The sequence below is a fragment of the Spiroplasma endosymbiont of Apeira syringaria genome (assembly GCF_964020205.1).
GTDB classification, from domain to species: Bacteria; Bacillota_I; Bacilli_A; order Mycoplasmatales; family VBWQ01; genus Spiroplasma_E; species Spiroplasma_E ixodetis_A.
On sequence record NZ_OZ026543.1, the window covers coordinates 435,854 to 452,159 of the forward strand.

Below are 16,306 nucleotides of genomic sequence, written 5' to 3' on the forward strand. Positions count from 1 at the left end.
AAAAAATAATTCAAATAATAATATCGTTGTTTATTTATTTTTTTACAACATAAAGTCCTAATAAAATTAGGACTTTATAATAAAATTTATAATCATAAAACATTATCAAGATAATAAATATACAATAAAAATATTTTTAGGCTTTTCTCCCTTTATGTACTATTTTAATTTTATCACATAAATGCTGAGAAAAGCCTATCTACGGACTTCTCCCCACATTTTTAAATCAAACATAGCATTACAGTTTCAAAACTAGGTATCTTGTTGAATTTATATGCAGCTTCTTTAGCATATAAATGAACATGATGTTTTGCAACTTTGATATGTGTTTTAAATGTTCTTCTTATATGTTTTCAAACTGATTCAATTTGGTTGGTATTTACACCAATTTTTGAAACATAGCCATCTTGATGGTTAACTGTTTCATGCTTAGTGAAAACTGATTTAAAATCGCAATATCCTTTTCAAGAATCAGTATATACAAGACATTTTGAAGAAATGTGGTTTTTTGCAAACTGCAAAAGATTTTTACTCTTTGCGTTTTTCAATACTTTCACAATTAAATTATTGGTTGTTTTTTGATAAATGCCAACAATCAAGGTTTTATTCACCAAGGATCTTCCTTGTTTTTTAAAACCCATATGTGAAAGATACATTTCATCAATTTGCACTGTACCTTCAACAATAAATTGAGGTTTTTGTTTTGCAATACGTGTTCTGATTTTATGAGTCATTCTTCAAGCAGTTTTCAAAGTCACTCCCAATTCTTTTGCAATATCTGTTGATGGAATTCCATGTTTGGTGTTTATTCATCTAAAGATAAGATAAAACCAAGATGTTAAAGATGTTTGTGACCTTGAAAATATGGTGCCTGTGAGAATGCTAAATGTTTGATTACATTTTAAACATCTCATTCTTTTTAAATCAGAAGTATTCAAATTAAAATTAAAACACCTAATACATTTGTTTTCTTTCAAATTTGCTATATATGCAAGAAATTGCTGTTCAGTTTGAAAAGCATTTTTGAATTCATTCAGTTTCATTATTCCCTCCACAAGTACATGTGGGGAGAAGTCCGTATTTTTATTTAATGTAAGATAAATATTCTTCATATCCTTCTGTAATCATTTCTGATAATGGAATAAAACGTAAAGCTGCTGAATTAATACAATAGCGTAAACCGCCTTCTTTTTGTGGACCATCCTTAAAAACATGCCCTAAATGAATATCAGTTTTTTTAGAACGTACTTCAGTACGCTGCAACATTAGATTAGTGTTATCTTCCTTTTTAAGGATAACTATTTCACTGATTGGTCTTGTAAAACTTGGTCAGCCATGACCAAAATTACATTTATCTGATGATGCAAATAATGGTTCACCTGATAAAATATCGACATAAATCCCCTTTTCCTTATTATCTCAATATTTATTTTTAAAAGGAAGTTCCGTTACTGATTTTATAATGACCTCATATTGTAAAGTAGTTAACTCATTAATAGTTTTAATTTTTCATTTTTGTTTCATATTTTTTGTGTTTTTGGGTTATAATATGTACAAATACGTCGTTTATAATTTAATAAACCTTTTTTTGTTTTTAATCTTCTTTTTCTAAATCTATATGATTTATATACAGATTTATCACATGTACTTCATAAATAATCATCTATTTTTTTAAATAATTCTTCTGTTTGTTGTAAATTTAATTCATCTTGATTAAAATAGTGTTTGTCTCAATCAAAATGATTTGCGAATGGTAATATAAACATTTTTAATGTTCCTTTCTAATTTTTGTTTGTTAATAATTTAAGTTTAATTTTTTTAAAAAATAAGGAGTAAATATGGCTTTTATCACTAGTTATGCACAATTAAATAAAAAATATAGTCTTAATTTTAGTGATAATAATTATGGTTTTAGTTGAGATATTTTTAAACAATTTGTTGGTGATGAATGAGCAGAATTTTTTACAACTAATTGTTTTTATCGTTTTGTTCCAACTGCACGTGGAACAAGAAAAATGGAATGGCAACCTTTTTTAGGACTATTTTTTGGTAGACATTTGTTTTTGATAATTAACTGGAGTTAAGTAGTTTAAAGTGCTGTGAATTCTTATGTTGTTATATCAATTGATGTAATCAAATAATTCTAATTTTAATTGGATTAATGATGTAAAATTTTTATCATTAATAAATTCGGTTTTGAAAGTTTTAAAGGTTGCTTCAGCAACAGCGTTATCATAAGGACAACCTTTTTTGCTTAAAGAGCGATTAATATTGAATGCTAGTAAAAGTTTATCAATAATTTTATTATTAAATTCATTACCGCGATCACTATGAAATATTTGAATATCTTTTAAACAGCGATTTGAGTGCATAAATGCTTGATATACTAATGATGCATCTTTTTTAGTACCTACACTATGTCCAATTATTTCGCGGTTAAATAGGTCAATTAATAAACAAATATAGTTTCACTTACCATTTACTTGAACATAAGTTAAATCACTAACAATAACTTCATTTTTAACTCTATTATTAAAGTTTCTATCAACAAGATTGTTTATTGGACTATCGTTAACTTTGTTATTATGATTTTTGTATGATAATTTAGTGTATTTTGATATTAAATTATGTTTATTCATAATTTCTTTAATTTTTCGTCTTGATAAATAAATTTCTTGGTTTTCTAGAATGACTTTTAATCTTCTAGTACCATAAACTTCTTTATTTTCTTTAAAAGCACTAATAACAGCTTCATCATAAATATTATTTTTGATTTTATTTTCTTTTTTCTTTAAATTAAAATAATATGTTGATTTAGAGATTTTTAAAAAATGACACATTGTGCGAATTTTATATTTAACTTTATTTTTGACAATAATTTCTATTTTCTGCCTATTATTAGTGCTGCTTGCTTTAAAATATCATTTTCCATTCTTAATTGTTTTAATTCTTTTCTTAATTTAATTAATTCATTTTCTTCAACAGAACGATTATCTTTAGTTTTAAAACTACCTGAATTAGTAAATTGCTTAATTCAATTGTAAGTAGCTGCTCTTGTAACATTATATTCTTTAGCAAGGCAAGATACTGATTTGCCACTTTGATATAAAGCTACTATTTGTTTTTTAAATTCATCGGTATATGAGTTAATATTGGCCATAATTATAGTTCCTTTCTTTGTTCACTTGTCTACGTAATTAGTGTCCAATAAAGTGTAACCCATCCAAAAACTTGAAATTGCTTAGCATTTGATTTATTTATATGTTGTAATTTTAGTGATAGTAGTGTTCAAGAAGTAAGAAGATATGAAAATACTCATAGTGAAACTACAATTGGTGCTTTAATGAATGTTTGTCAAGTTTTATTAGATACATATAATATTAATTTATTACCTAATAATCCACATGGCATTAAATGAAAAATTACTAAGGATGGGGGATGTATTATATTTCCAAGTAATCAACAAATTGACTTTATTGGTTATGCTAATGGTAATAAAATTTTTGGAAAAGAAGCTGGTGGTTCAAGTTTTTTAGGTTCAAGAACAGATGAAATTATTATGGCAGAAGAAAAAGAAACATTAACTGAAAAGCAACTAACATATCGATATGAAAGATTACAAAACTCTATGTTTAGAAGCAACAGAATTAAAGTGTCAAATGAACCAATTAAAGAGTGAAGTTGAACATTTATTGATAAAAATATATATAGTAGTACATTTTGACAAAAGATTACTCGCTATTTTTACAAAAGTTTCTTTATTACTTTTACATGTAATCCATATGATAAATATCATCCATTTTATTTAAAATACTGTACGCCGTTTTTACCATTAAATGATAAAGTGATGAATAATCTTAAAAAAGTTGGTAAAGTTTACTATGAAAATCAAGACATATTTAGTGGTTTAGGTTTATTTGTTTTAAGATTTACTATTCAACCATTTTGAAATAAATTACCTGACATTCAAAAAAGAACATTATTAGAAATGAAAAAAAGTAATCCTGATGAATTTAATTCTGTTAATTATGGTTTTGAATTTTTAGATAGTGATGCAACAATTTTTCCATTTCAAAAAACAGTAAAATATTGACAATCATATATTTTAAAACAATTTTATAATCAAGAAAAAGATATGTATAAATTTGATTTTTATAGTGTTGGTATTGATTGAGCTACGGGACCAAAAGACCATACTGTATTTATGGTATTTGGTTTTAAAGAAGGCTTTTCTCCCTTTATGTACTATTTTAATTTTATCACATAAATGCTGAGAAAAGCCTATCTACGGACTTCTCCCCACATTTTTAAATCAAACATAGAATTACAGTTTCAAAACTAGGTATCTTGTTGAATTTATATGCAGCTTCTTTAGCATATAAATGAACATGATGTTTTGCAACTTTGATATGTGTTTTAAATGTTCTTCTTATATGTTTTCAAACTGATTCAATTTGGTTGGTATTTACACCAATTTTTGAAACATAGCCATCTTGATGGTTAACTGTTTCATGCTTAGTGAAAACTGATTTAAAATCGCAATATCCTTTTCAAGAATCAGTATATACAAGACATTTTGAAGAAATGTGGTTTTTTGCAAACTGCAAAAGATTTTTACTCTTTGCGTTTTTCAATACTTTCACAATTAAATTATTGGTTGTTTTTTGATAAATGCCAACAATCAAGGTTTTATTCACCAAGGATCTTCCTTGTTTTTTAAAACCCATATGTGAAAGATACATTTCATCAATTTGCACTGTACCTTCAACAATAAATTGAGGTTTTTGTTTTGCAATACGTGTTCTGATTTTATGAGTCATTCTTCAAGCAGTTTTCAAAGTCACTCCCAATTCTTTTGCAATATCTGTTGATGGAATTCCATGTTTGGTGTTTATTCATCTAAAGATAAGATAAAACCAAGATGTTAAAGATGTTTGTGACCTTGAAAATATGGTGCCTGTGAGAATGCTAAATGTTTGATTACATTTTAAACATCTCATTCTTTTTAAATCAGAAGTATTCAAATTAAAACTAAAACACCTAATACATTTGTTTTCTTTCAAATTTGCTATATATGCAAGACATTGCTGTTCAGTTTGAAAAGCATTGTTGAATTCATTCAGTTTCATTATTCCCTCCACAAGTACATGTGGGTAGAAGTCCGATATAAAATTCGCACAATGTGTCATTTTTTAAAAATCTCTAAATCAACATATTATTTTAATTTAAAGAAAAAAGAAAATAAAATCAAAAATAATATTTATGATGAAGCTGTTATTAGTGCTTTTAAAGAAAATAAAGAAGTTTATGGTACTAGAAGATTAAAAGTCATTCTAGAAAACCAAGAAATTTATTTATCAAGACGAAAAATTAAAGAAATTATGAATAAACATAATTTAATATCAAAATACACTAAATTATCATACAAAAATCATAATAACAAAGTTAACGATAGTCCAATAAACAATCTTGTTGATAGAAACTTTAATAATAGAGTTAAAAATGAAGTTATTGTTAGTGATTTAACTTATGTTCAAGTAAATGGTAAGTGAAACTATATTTGTTTATTAATTGACCTATTTAACCGCGAAATAATTGGACATAGTGTAGGTACTAAAAAAGATGCATCATTAGTATATCAAGCATTTATGCACTCAAATCGCTGTTTAAAAGATATTCAAATATTTCATAGTGATCGCGGTAATGAATTTAATAATAAAATTATTGATAAACTTTTACTAGCATTCAATATTAATCGCTCTTTAAGCAAAAAAGGTTGTCCTTATGATAACGCTGTTGCTGAAGCAACCTTTAAAACTTTCAAAACCGAATTTATTAATGATAAAAATTTTACATCATTAATCCAATTAAAATTAGAATTATTTGATTACATCAATTGATATAACAACATAAGAATTCACAGCACTTTAAACTACTTAACTCCAGTTAATTATCAAAAACAAATGTCTACCAAAAAATAGTCCTAAAAAAGGTTGCCATTCCAATAAGATAAAACCAAGATGTTAAAGATGTTTGTGACCTTGAAAATATGGTGCCTGTGAGAATGCTAAATGTTTTATTACATTTTAAAAATCTCATTCTTTTTAAATCAGAAGTATTCAAATTAAAATTAAAACACCTAATACATTTGTTTTCTTTCAAATTTGCTATATATGCAAGACATTGCTGTTCAGTTTGAAAAGCATTTTTGAATTCATTCAGTTTCATTATTCCCTCCACAAGTACATGTGGGGAGAAGTCCGTTAAAGAATATAATAATGCTCGTTATTATGACCCGTATGTTATTTGTGAATTAGTAGTTACTCCAAACGATTTTATTAATGAAAACGAAAAAATTAATGCTTATGTTAATGAAATTTTAGGATTAATGGATAATTTTGAAAATTTTGACCAAGCAATTTATTTTTATGATGATAAAGCAAGAACAGCAATTGATTGATTAAATCAAAAATTAATAGATGAACATAATACTATTTTAATAACACAAACTGCTATTAAACATGCTTCAAATTTAAATCAAGAAGCAGGATTAACTAATAGAGTAATTTGAATGATAAATATTATGAGTTATGGAAACTTTTATGCTAATAAAGATGATTTACCAAAAACTACTCAATGTTTAGAAGAATTACGTTATGACCAAACCAAAACTAATATTCCTGACAAAAATATGTATCAAGATCCATATGATGCTTTGTTTTATGCACTGTATCCATATAAAAATGTAATTAGGGGTAAAAATAATGCTACTGTGAAAAAAATTATCTTCACATTTGCTATATAATAAACAATTTCAATATAATTAATAGTATAGGTCTCATAAAATAAACGCCTTTAATTTAGGCGTTATTTTGCATTTAAAAGCATACTTGTAAAAATAATCAAAAATAGTACAATTTATAAGTAAAATCAAGGAAAAAAAAGAGTAATTTAATATGAAAACATGAATAAAAACAAATTTAAGTAAAATCACATTAGCATTAGCATTAACTGGTCCTACAACCGGAACAATAGGATTAATCATGGGGGGTGCTTACCCATGAAAATAGTAAAGATTTATGGGAGATTGTCAAAAATCCAGAATAAATTAACGGACTTCTCCCCACATGTACTTGTGGAGGGAATAATGAAACTGAATGAATTCAACAATGCTTTTCAAACTGAACAGCAATGTCTTGCATATATAGCAAATTTGAAAGAAAACAAATGTATTAGGTGTTTTAATTTTAATTTGAATACTTCTGATTTAAAAAGAATGAGATGTTTAAAATGTAATCAAACATTTAGCATTCTCACAGGCACCATATTTTCAAGGTCACAAACATCTTTAACATCTTGGTTTTATCTTATCTTTAGATGAATAAACACCAAACATGGAATTCCATCAACAGATATTGCAAAAGAATTGGGAGTGACTTTGAAAACTGCTTGAAGAATGACTCATAAAATCAGAACACGTATTGCAAAACAAAAACCTCAATTTATTGTTGAAGGTACAGTGCAAATTGATGAAATGTATCTTTCACATATGGGTTTTAAAAAACAAGGAAGATCCTTGGTGAATAAAACCTTGATTGTTGGCATTTATCAAAAAACAACCAATAATTTAATTGTGAAAGTATTGAAAAACGCAAAGATTAAAAATCTTTTGCAGTTTGCAAAAAACCACATTTCTTCAAAATGTCTTGTATATACTGATTCTTGAAAAGGATATTGCGATTTTAAATCAGTTTTCACTAAGCATGAAACAGTTAACCATCAAGATGGCTATGTTTCAAAAATTGGTGTAAATACCAACCAAATTGAATCAGTTTGAAAACATATAAGAAGAACATTTAAAACACATATCAAAGTTGCAAAACATCATGTTCATTTATATGCTAAAGAAGCTGCATATAAATTCAACAAGATACCTAGTTTTGAAACTGTAATGCTATGTTTGATTTAAAAATGTGGGGAGAAGTCCGTAGATAGGCTTTTCTCAGCATTTATGTGATAAAATTAAAATAGTACATAAAGGGAGAAAAGCCTAAATTAATTCATATAGTCTTATTATAATTTTAGACAAGAAATAATTTGGATTTTTATGAAATTGTACATTTATATTACTATTTTTTAAAAAATATTTCAACTAAAATACTTATAATTAAGTTTAGTAAGTGTTAAAATTATGAAGTAAAATTAAGGAGAATTTAAAAATGAAAATTAAAGCACTTAAAAAATTACAGTTATTAACTGTATTATTATTGATTTTTACTATTTTAACTTTAATTATAGGATTAATATTAATAGATTTTAGTCATTTTAATCTTTTTTATTTAAACAAAAAATTAAATTGTATTGATGGATTTTATATGTTAAAACACTTTCAATTAAGTTTTATCATAGAGCATTCTGCAAAATATTTTTATAATTTTGGAACTCATCATATTAAAGAAAATTTTTATGAATGAACTGAATTACGAAGTGGCATTTTTTTGGTTTTATTTTTACTTCCAATTTTATTTTTTATAACTATATCATTAACTTTTTTCATTATTGGTTTCAAAACAAAATTAAAAAATAATAATTTTTGAGATGCTATTCAAAATTGTGAAATAATCAATAATTATTACATTCATTAAAATTATGTTTCTAAATTTATCTTATTACATTTAAAAATAACCATTTTAATATAAATTAAAATATTATATGTTCTATTACCAAGCATTTCTTTTAAAACATGTCAAATATTAGTTTCAGTAAAGCAACCAATATTTGATTTTGCACCTTGATTTTCAATACCTTCTTTATTATTTTTAAAGTATTGTTTTTTTAAATTTTTTATGATTATCTAATTGATTATATAAATAGTTAATTAATTGTTCATATTGACCATTATTAATTAAATATTTACAATGATTATATTCTTCTAAATATTTTTCTTTATTTCCAGCCATTATTCCAAGATATAATGTTCTAATTAAATGAAATTTATCTAAAACAAACTGTGCACCTAAATAATCAGCAACTTCTTTAATTCATCCTGCACTATCACCACAAATAATAATTTTTGCTTGTTCAATATTTTCATAAAATTTTTGACAATGTTCTTTAACAAATTCAGCAGTTTTTTTAACTCCAATTGGAGTTCTTGTTTTTCTTATAATTGCTTTTACTCTTTTATTTTGTACTTTATGATTAATATTATCTGTATATGTTACTATTAATCTCATAGAGTGTTTTGTACCTTTACGTTTAAAATCTCAAAATTTTCGATGTCCATCATCAATTGCTACAAAAATAGGTTGATTTTTTTCCAATTTTACTTTTACTGGATTTGCTTCATTTATTTCTAAATTTTTAAAAACTCTATGAACGCTACTAACACTAATACCTGCCTTTTTACAAATCGCACAAATATCACGATATCTTTTTCCATCAGCAAAATTTTCAATAATAGTATCTTCGATATCTTCACCAATTCTTTTATATTTTGGAAGTTCAATTTTTTTCATCAACTAAACAAACACGAACTAATTTTTGTAATTTTTCATCAAAATATTCATAAATTCTTCTTTTATATGGATGGGTTACACTTTATTGGACACTAATTACGTAGACAAGTGAACAAAGAAAGGAACTATAATTATGGCCAATATTAACTCATATACCGATGAATTTAAAAAACAAATAGTAGCTTTATATCAAAGTGGCAAATCAGTATCTTGCCTTGCTAAAGAATATAATGTTACAAGAGCAGCTACTTACAATTGAATTAAGCAATTTACTAATTCAGGTAGTTTTAAAACTAAAGATAATCGTTCTGTTGAAGAAAATGAATTAATTAAATTAAGAAAAGAATTAAAACAATTAAGAATGGAAAATGATATTTTAAAGCAAGCAGCACTAATAATAGGCAGAAAGTAGAGATTATTGCAAATAATAAATCTAAATATAAAATTCGCACAATGTGTCATTTTTTAAAACTCTCTAAATCAACATATTATTTTAATTTAAAGAAAAAAGAAAATAAAATCAAAAATAATATTTATGATGAAGCTGTTATTAGTGCTTTTAAAAAAAATAAAGAAGTTTATGGTACTAGAAGATTAAAAGTCATTCTAGAAAACCAAGAAATTTATTTATCAAGACGAAAAATTAAAGAAATTATGAATAAACATAATTTAATATCAAAATACACTAAATTATCATTCAAAAATTTGGAATGGCAACCTTTTTTAGGACTATTTTTTGGTAGACATTTGTTTTTGATAATTAACTGGAGTTAAGTAGTTTAAAGTGCTGTGAATTCTTATGTTGTTATATCAATTGATGTAATCAAATAATTCTAATTTTAATTGGATTAATGATGTAAAATTTGGAATGGCAACCCTTTTTAGGACTATTTTTTGGTAGACATTTGTTTTTGATAATTAACTGGAGTTAAGTAGTTTAAAGTGCCGTGAATTCTTATGTTGTTATATCAATTGATGTAATCAAATAATTCTAATTTTAATTGGATTAATGATGTAAAATTTTTATCATTAATAAATTCGGTTTTGAAAGTTTTAAAGGTTGCTTCAGCAACAGCGTTATCATAAGGACAACCTTTTTTGCTTAAAGAGCGATTAATATTGAATGCTAGTAAAAGTTTATCAATAATTTTATTATTAAATTCATTACCGCGATCACTATGAAATATTTGAATATCTTTTAAACAGCGATTTGAGTGCATAAATGCTTGATATACTAATGATGCATCTTTTTTAGTACCTACACTATGTCCAATTATTTCGCGGTTAAATAGGTCAATTAATAAACAAATATAGTTTCACTTACCATTTACTTGAACATAAGTTAAATCACTAACAATAACTTCATTTTTAACTCTATTATTAAAGTTTCTATTAACAAGATTGGTTATTTGACTATCATTGACTTTATTATGATAATTGGATGGGTTACACTTTATTGGACACTAATTACGTAGACAAGTGAACAAAGAAAGGAACTATAATTATGGCCAATATTAACTCATATACCGATGAATTTAAAAAACAAATAGTAGCTTTATATCAAAGTGGCAAATCAGTATCTTGCCTTGTTAAAGAATATAATGTTACAAGAGCAGCTACTTACAATTGAATTAAGCAATTTACTAATTCAGGTAGTTTTAAAACTAAAGATAATCGTTCTGTTGAAGAAAATGAATTAATTAAATTAAGAAAAGAATTAAAACAATTAAGAATGGAAAATGATATTTTAAAGCAAGCAGCACTAATAATAGGCAGAAAATAGAAATTATTGTCAAAAATAAAGTTAAATATAAAATTCGCACAATGTGTCATTTTTTAAAAATCTCTAAATCAACATATTATTTTAATTTAAAGAAAAAAGAAAATAAAATCAAAAATAATATTTATGATGAAGCTGTTATTAGTGCTTTTAAAGAAAATAAAGAAGTTTATGGTACTAGAAGATTAAAAGTCATTCTAGAAAACCAAGAAATTTATTTATCAAGACGAAAAATTAAAGAAATTATGAATAAACATAATTTAATATCAAAATACACTAAATTATCATACAAAAATCATAATAACAAAGTTAACGATAGTCCAATAAACAATCTTGTTGATAGAAACTTTAATAATAGAGTTAAAAATGAAGTTATTGTTAGTGATTTAACTTATGTTCAAGTAAATGGTAAGTGAAACTATATTTGTTTATTAATTGACCTATTTAACCGCGAAATAATTGGACATAGTGTAGGTACTAAAAAAGATGCATCATTAGTATATCAAGCATTTATGCACTCAAATCGCTTTTTAAAAGATATTCAAATATTTCATAGTGATCGCGGTAATGAATTTAATAATAAAATTATTGATAAACTTTTACTAGCATTCAATATTAATCGCTCTTTAAGCAAAAAAGGTTGTCCTTATGATAACGCTGTTGCTGAAGCAACCTTTAAAACTTTCAAAAACGAATTTATTAATGATAAAAATTTTACATCATTAATCAAATTAAAATTAGAATTATTTGATTACATCAATTGATATAACAACATAAGAATTCACAGCACTTTAAACTACTTAACTCCAGTTAATTATCAAAAACAAATGTCTACCAAAAAATAGTCCTAAAAAAGGTTGCCATTCCAACTTTAATGATATTCCAGAATTTAAAATTGGACAACCTAAATCAAAATTATTAGTTGATACAGATTTAACAAACTATCTAAAAAGTCCAATTTATTCTTTAGGAGAAAGAATTGCTGATCTTATGAAACAAGGTGACCACTTTAAAGTTAAAGTAAGTAAATCCGTAAATGATGGAACTTATTTTTCAAAAGGTGATGTTATTAAAGTAAAATTTTCAATTGGTGAAATTCAATTTAATAATGAATATACGCTAACTATTATTTAAAATAAAAAATGAATATAATAATTATTCATTTTTTTATTATTAATTAAATATTAAAAGTAACATTTCATGATATTAATTTATCTATATTACTGATGTTAATCTCTTTGTTTGAGATTTACTACCTTCAATAACACTATTATTTTCTGATTCATTTATTTTTTCTACTATATATGTCATAGCAGAAACCGTTCCCACCGCAATAATACTACCAGCAAGCACAGGAGCAATAACGGGTGCACCACCAGCTCCAATTATAATACCACTAATAGCAGCAGCAGAAAGAACAGTAGTTGCAATAACTGTTTCAGATGGTGTTGGATCGATTATATGATTTTTAATTACTTTTTTTAACTTAGATATTTTTTAAAACTTTTTTTAATTTTTTTATTCATAAAACCTTTTTCTCCTTATTTTAATTAAAAACCCTTTACCTTAAAACTTAAGTAAATGGGTATAAACTTATATTAAGTTTATAAAATTATACCATATTGTCTATATTAGATATCAATAATTGATAATAAGTAAACTATTCTAAAACAGTTATTTTTTTATTTTTTAAATAATCAAATTCTTGATCATTTCAAAAACTATAATTTGATCTAATCTTATTTTTACTAAGAGCATAATAAAGTGGAATAGCAACAAAATAAGCAAAGATAGCTTGAATACTATCAGTAATTAATTCATTAACTGTAATAGCATAATCTTGATAAATTACTAAATAAGACAATGGGTAAATAAGTAATAAAATACCAGCAAAAAAGAAAGTATAAATAGTACTTCATCAAGATTTATTAATTAATAACTTAATAACAAAAAACATTAAAATTCTAATAAAAATTGTAATAGGAATAAACACAATTTTAACACCACTAATTAAATCAAAAATGCCACCCGCAATTGGTCCTGCAAATAACAGCATTGGCCCTTCAAAAAAAGCACAAAACGGAATAAAAACAGCATCAAATAATTGCAAAGTAGAATTTCCACCAAATAAACTAGTAATTGCTCAACCAAAAAGAAAAGTTGAACAATAACCAATTGTTACTAATAAACCAGTAATAATACCAGTCATTGCTAGATATTTAATTGAGCGAAAACGATACATCTTTTCCTCCTAGATTACCAAAAAATATTAGTTATTTTTTTATTACTATTTAAAGATAAAACCAATTGCAATTGGATTAATTTTAGAACCATAGTAACAAGCTGCTATAATTTCTTTTTTACCTGCTGGTTGAATAACCTTAATTACTATGTTATTAGTTTTAGTGGCAACAATAATACCTAATTTATTTATTGCAACAATTGTTCCTGGCAGAGCATTTGATAATTCATTAGTTACTGTTACTTGATGAATTTTGTATATATTATCATTCAATGTAGTATAAGCGATTGGTGTATTATACAATCCACGAACATGACATGAAATTAATTGTGCTGAAAGATTTCAATTAATTTTTTCATCACTTCTTTTAATATTTAAACCAAAAGTTACTTTATTTTCATCTTGTTCTTGCTCTTGTATTTCATTATTAATGATTTTTAATAAATATTTTATTAACATATTTTGTGCTAAAGTTATCAACTTATTAACTAAAGAAGTATATGTATCCTCAATACCAATTGAAACTTGTTCTTGAACATAAATTGCTCCTGCATCCATTTTACTTACCATTTTCATTAATGTAATACCAGTAGTTTGTAATCCATTAATAATTGCTCATTGAATAGGGGCACCACCACGCAATGATGGTAATAATGAAGCATGAATATTTAAACATTTATATTTTGGTAAATTTAAAATTGCTTTTGGTAAAAATTGACCATAAGCACAAGTAAGAATAACATCAATATTTAATAATTGTAAACTTTTTAAACTTTCAATAATATTTTCTGGTTGGAAAACAGTGATTTGATATTCTTCTGCCAATTGTTTAATTGCTAAAGGAACAACTTCTTGTTTACGACCAATTTTACGATCTGGCTGACAAACAACACCAACTATTTCAACTTCATTTTTCATTGTTATTAACAATGTTTTTAAAATATTTTCAGAAAAAAAAGAAGAACCCATAAATAAAATTTTAAATTTTTTCATAATTTTCGCCCTCAATTTTTGCTTTGTACATTTCAATAATATTTTTTACATGTCAGAATAATACTACCATACCTAAAGTATCTTGAGCACAATATTTTAACATATTTTCACGAAAATTATGAATTCAATTAGTTAAACTAATGTTATTTTCAACTCTTCTACGAAAAACTTCTGATGCCATATCTCCTTTTTTAATAACTAATCCTTCATAAGAAAAGGAAGGTTCAAATGCTGGTAAAGTTTTTTTAATTGAAAGAGAACCATAAAACTGTTCTTTATAAATTTTAAATTCTTTAAAAAAATCTTGTAAATCAATAGTACCATCATGGATTAATGATAATTTATTTTTATATTGAGGATAATAATAAGCTAATTTTTTAAGAACAGATTTTTCAAATGATTGATTATAAGCAACATACGTACCCTTACCATGAATATTAATTAAATCATGACATAATTTTTTTGTTAACATTTCTCTTGGATCATCATTTCCATCTGCTAAAAATTCATAATGTTTAATTGATTTATAAGTTTTAAAATCAAAATCTGGTGCCAATAATACATGGACAGAATATTGAAAAGGAATTTGTTGATATGGTTTACTATTTTTAAACTTAGGTATTGCAGATTTCATAGTCTCAAAATCATACATATAAATTGGATATTGGTACTTTTTGTATTCAATTTTTAAATCAACAAATTTATTGCCATCAATTAATTTTTCACCATTTTTAATTACATCATATTGTCTTAAATGTAAATTAGACTTTGTTAAAAATGGTAATAATCTTTCATCATTAATTTCTAACAAATCTTCTTCATAATATCACAATGCTTTCTTAGTTTTTCTTAAACGATATAATTCAAAAATAGTATTATGAATAGAAAAATATTTAAAAATATGAGGACAAAATTGATTACTATTTTCATGACAATAAGGTAAAGTTAATAATTTAACTATTTCATCAATATCACTAATTTTAATAATATTCTTAATATTTTCATATTGTAATTTAAAATTATTATTTAAAATTTCATCTTGAATTGATTCAAAAAGACTAAAACTTTTTTTAGTATTAGGACTTTTTTGCCAAGTTGATCCATTAACAATAAATAATTCATTTAAATCTATTTTTTCTTTATTAACATAATTATTATTTAAATACATAATATAAGTATTAACTACTTTAATTCCACATTTGGTTAAAATATCATACTGATAAAGTAAATCTCACATATGTTCTTCTTTAACTCAAGTTACTGCTTTTACTTCAATTAAATCCCAACCATCATTATTTCGTTTTAAAATATCACACTTAGTAACACAGCCCTGATATTCAAATCTTGGTTCAAATAAAACATCATACTCTTTATTATTAATAATTTCTATGACATTATTACCTGGTTCAGACTCAAAATTAAAATAAGAATATTTTACTTTAAAATATTCTTGAGCATAGTGCCCAGTTTCAATACCATCTGCAATTGTTTCACCAAGATAAAATTCAGAATCATCTTCTTCATTATAATTATTTTCAAATGTATCATCATCTAAATCAGAAATAGTAATTAAATTAGATTTAAATTTACTACTTGTTTTAGTATGCGTTAGTTCAACAAAATTTATTATCTTTTTCTCTTCAATTAAATGCTTAGCTAAAGCATAATTTTTTGCATTTAAAAATCATGAAAGTTTTCGACAAATACGGAAATGCTTATAATCATCTTTATAAATTTTCATTACATATCACCCAATTGCCTACTTAAAAATAA

22 protein-coding genes and 1 pseudogene are annotated in these 16,306 nt (G+C 24.7%); 10 read left to right on the forward strand and 13 right to left on the reverse strand.

Features of this window, described 5'->3' with window-relative positions; translation table 4 throughout:
• Window positions 1–221 precede the first annotated feature (221 nt).
• The 3 genes from AACL02_RS02720 to AACL02_RS02730 are packed head-to-tail and all read right to left on the reverse strand — an operon-like array spanning window position 222 to window position 1,766.
• Window positions 222–1,037: an IS1595 family transposase gene (locus AACL02_RS02720; RefSeq protein WP_339043521.1), complete on the reverse strand. Its 816-nt coding sequence runs from the start codon at window positions 1,035–1,037 to the stop codon at window positions 222–224.
• A 46-nt stretch (window positions 1,038–1,083) separates the two neighbouring features.
• A complete protein-coding gene (gene msrB, locus AACL02_RS02725; protein ID WP_338962616.1) occupies window positions 1,084–1,524 on the reverse strand; it encodes a peptide-methionine (R)-S-oxide reductase MsrB in 441 nt (146 codons plus the stop codon).
• On the reverse strand, window positions 1,485–1,766 hold the full coding sequence (locus AACL02_RS02730) for a hypothetical protein (protein ID WP_339042690.1): 282 nt from the start codon (window positions 1,764–1,766) through the stop codon (window positions 1,485–1,487). The genes msrB and AACL02_RS02730 overlap by 40 nt, the downstream gene beginning before the upstream one ends.
• 72 nt (window positions 1,767–1,838) lie before the next feature.
• On the opposite strand from AACL02_RS02730, the gene AACL02_RS02735 reads away from it, so the two are divergent.
• Window positions 1,839–2,084: a hypothetical protein gene (locus AACL02_RS02735; protein WP_339042692.1), complete on the forward strand. Its 246-nt coding sequence runs from the start codon at window positions 1,839–1,841 to the stop codon at window positions 2,082–2,084.
• On the opposite strand, the gene AACL02_RS02740 is transcribed toward AACL02_RS02735, so the two are convergent.
• A protein-coding gene (locus tag AACL02_RS02740; protein ID WP_339040217.1) for an IS3 family transposase occupies window positions 2,040–3,160 on the reverse strand; the annotation gives its coding sequence in 2 pieces (ribosomal slippage) (window positions 2,040–2,917 and window positions 2,917–3,160; 1,122 coding nt in all). The two genes, AACL02_RS02735 and AACL02_RS02740, sit on opposite strands and share 45 nt — an antisense overlap.
• 183 nt (window positions 3,161–3,343) lie before the next feature.
• Here AACL02_RS02740 and AACL02_RS02745 point away from each other — a divergent pair.
• On the forward strand, window positions 3,344–4,267 hold the full coding sequence (locus tag AACL02_RS02745; RefSeq protein WP_339042694.1) for a hypothetical protein: 924 nt from the start codon (window positions 3,344–3,346) through the stop codon (window positions 4,265–4,267).
• Between the two features lie 40 nt (window positions 4,268–4,307).
• On the opposite strand, the gene AACL02_RS02750 is transcribed toward AACL02_RS02745, so the two are convergent.
• The gene (locus tag AACL02_RS02750; protein ID WP_339043523.1) at window positions 4,308–5,123 is read right to left on the reverse strand and encodes an IS1595 family transposase; all 816 of its coding nucleotides are present in this window, start codon (window positions 5,121–5,123) and stop codon (window positions 4,308–4,310) included.
• 57 nt (window positions 5,124–5,180) lie between these two features.
• On the opposite strand from AACL02_RS02750, the gene AACL02_RS02755 reads away from it, so the two are divergent.
• Window positions 5,181–5,981: an IS3 family transposase gene (locus AACL02_RS02755; RefSeq protein WP_339042696.1), complete on the forward strand. Its 801-nt coding sequence runs from the start codon at window positions 5,181–5,183 to the stop codon at window positions 5,979–5,981.
• On the opposite strand, the gene AACL02_RS02760 is transcribed toward AACL02_RS02755, so the two are convergent.
• Window positions 5,968–6,228 (reverse strand): hypothetical protein, encoded by a 261-nt coding sequence (locus AACL02_RS02760; protein WP_339042698.1) that lies wholly within the window; start codon window positions 6,226–6,228, stop codon window positions 5,968–5,970. The two genes, AACL02_RS02755 and AACL02_RS02760, sit on opposite strands and share 14 nt — an antisense overlap.
• On the opposite strand from AACL02_RS02760, the gene AACL02_RS02765 reads away from it, so the two are divergent.
• On the forward strand, window positions 6,209–6,805 hold the full coding sequence (locus tag AACL02_RS02765) for a hypothetical protein (RefSeq protein ID WP_339042700.1): 597 nt from the start codon (window positions 6,209–6,211) through the stop codon (window positions 6,803–6,805). The two genes, AACL02_RS02760 and AACL02_RS02765, sit on opposite strands and share 20 nt — an antisense overlap.
• A gap of 232 nt (window positions 6,806–7,037) precedes the next feature.
• Here the strand turns inward: AACL02_RS02765 and AACL02_RS02770 are convergent, their stop codons facing one another.
• A complete protein-coding gene (locus tag AACL02_RS02770) occupies window positions 7,038–7,202 on the reverse strand; it encodes a hypothetical protein (RefSeq protein WP_339042702.1) in 165 nt (54 codons plus the stop codon).
• On the opposite strand from AACL02_RS02770, the gene AACL02_RS02775 reads away from it, so the two are divergent.
• Window positions 7,148–7,969: an IS1595 family transposase gene (locus AACL02_RS02775; RefSeq protein WP_339042704.1), complete on the forward strand. Its 822-nt coding sequence runs from the start codon at window positions 7,148–7,150 to the stop codon at window positions 7,967–7,969. The two genes, AACL02_RS02770 and AACL02_RS02775, sit on opposite strands and share 55 nt — an antisense overlap.
• A 250-nt stretch (window positions 7,970–8,219) precedes the next feature.
• Window positions 8,220–8,645, forward strand: a complete 426-nt coding sequence (locus AACL02_RS02780; RefSeq protein ID WP_339042706.1) for a hypothetical protein — start codon at window positions 8,220–8,222, stop codon at window positions 8,643–8,645.
• Window positions 8,646–8,819: 174 nt separating this feature from the next.
• On the opposite strand, the gene AACL02_RS02785 is transcribed toward AACL02_RS02780, so the two are convergent.
• Window positions 8,820–9,518, reverse strand: coding sequence for an Mbov_0401 family ICE element transposase-like protein (locus AACL02_RS02785; RefSeq protein ID WP_339042708.1), 699 nt, complete (start codon window positions 9,516–9,518; stop codon window positions 8,820–8,822).
• Window positions 9,519–9,651: 133 nt separating this feature from the next.
• On the opposite strand from AACL02_RS02785, the gene AACL02_RS02790 reads away from it, so the two are divergent.
• Together AACL02_RS02790 and AACL02_RS02795 are read left to right on the forward strand one after the other, a co-directional pair.
• Complete coding sequence (locus tag AACL02_RS02790) at window positions 9,652–9,930, forward strand: transposase (RefSeq protein WP_339040199.1); 279 nt, start codon at window positions 9,652–9,654, stop codon at window positions 9,928–9,930.
• Window positions 9,931–9,971: 41 nt separating this feature from the next.
• On the forward strand, window positions 9,972–10,292 hold the full coding sequence (locus tag AACL02_RS02795; protein ID WP_339042710.1) for an IS3 family transposase: 321 nt from the start codon (window positions 9,972–9,974) through the stop codon (window positions 10,290–10,292).
• On the opposite strand, the gene AACL02_RS12435 is transcribed toward AACL02_RS02795, so the two are convergent.
• Window positions 10,248–10,436: an IS3 family transposase gene (locus AACL02_RS12435; protein ID WP_422397838.1), complete on the reverse strand. Its 189-nt coding sequence runs from the start codon at window positions 10,434–10,436 to the stop codon at window positions 10,248–10,250. The genes AACL02_RS02795 and AACL02_RS12435 overlap by 45 nt on opposite strands.
• Window positions 10,406–10,939, reverse strand: a pseudogene (locus AACL02_RS02805) (IS3 family transposase); the annotation flags it as partial. The pseudogene AACL02_RS02805 and the gene AACL02_RS12435, both read right to left, overlap by 31 nt.
• 83 nt (window positions 10,940–11,022) lie before the next feature.
• On the opposite strand from AACL02_RS02805, the gene AACL02_RS02810 reads away from it, so the two are divergent.
• Both AACL02_RS02810 and AACL02_RS02815 read left to right on the forward strand, forming a co-directional pair.
• A protein-coding gene (locus tag AACL02_RS02810) for an IS3 family transposase (protein ID WP_339042713.1) occupies window positions 11,023–12,143 on the forward strand; the annotation gives its coding sequence in 2 pieces (ribosomal slippage) (window positions 11,023–11,266 and window positions 11,266–12,143; 1,122 coding nt in all).
• Window positions 12,144–12,288: 145 nt separating this feature from the next.
• Complete coding sequence (locus tag AACL02_RS02815) at window positions 12,289–12,432, forward strand: hypothetical protein (RefSeq protein ID WP_338975298.1); 144 nt, start codon at window positions 12,289–12,291, stop codon at window positions 12,430–12,432.
• 526 nt (window positions 12,433–12,958) lie between these two features.
• Here the strand turns inward: AACL02_RS02815 and AACL02_RS02820 are convergent.
• The 3 genes from AACL02_RS02820 to AACL02_RS02830 are packed head-to-tail and all read right to left on the reverse strand — an operon-like array spanning window position 12,959 to window position 16,274.
• Entirely contained in the window at window positions 12,959–13,540 is a 582-nt protein-coding gene (locus AACL02_RS02820; protein ID WP_339042715.1) for a hypothetical protein, read from the reverse strand.
• 45 nt (window positions 13,541–13,585) lie between these two features.
• A complete protein-coding gene (fmt, locus tag AACL02_RS02825) occupies window positions 13,586–14,533 on the reverse strand; it encodes a methionyl-tRNA formyltransferase (RefSeq protein WP_339042717.1) in 948 nt (315 codons plus the stop codon).
• Window positions 14,520–16,274, reverse strand: a complete 1,755-nt coding sequence (locus AACL02_RS02830; protein ID WP_339042719.1) for a DUF2779 domain-containing protein — start codon at window positions 16,272–16,274, stop codon at window positions 14,520–14,522. Before AACL02_RS02830 ends, fmt begins: the two co-directional genes overlap by 14 nt.
• Window positions 16,275–16,306 lie beyond the last annotated feature (32 nt).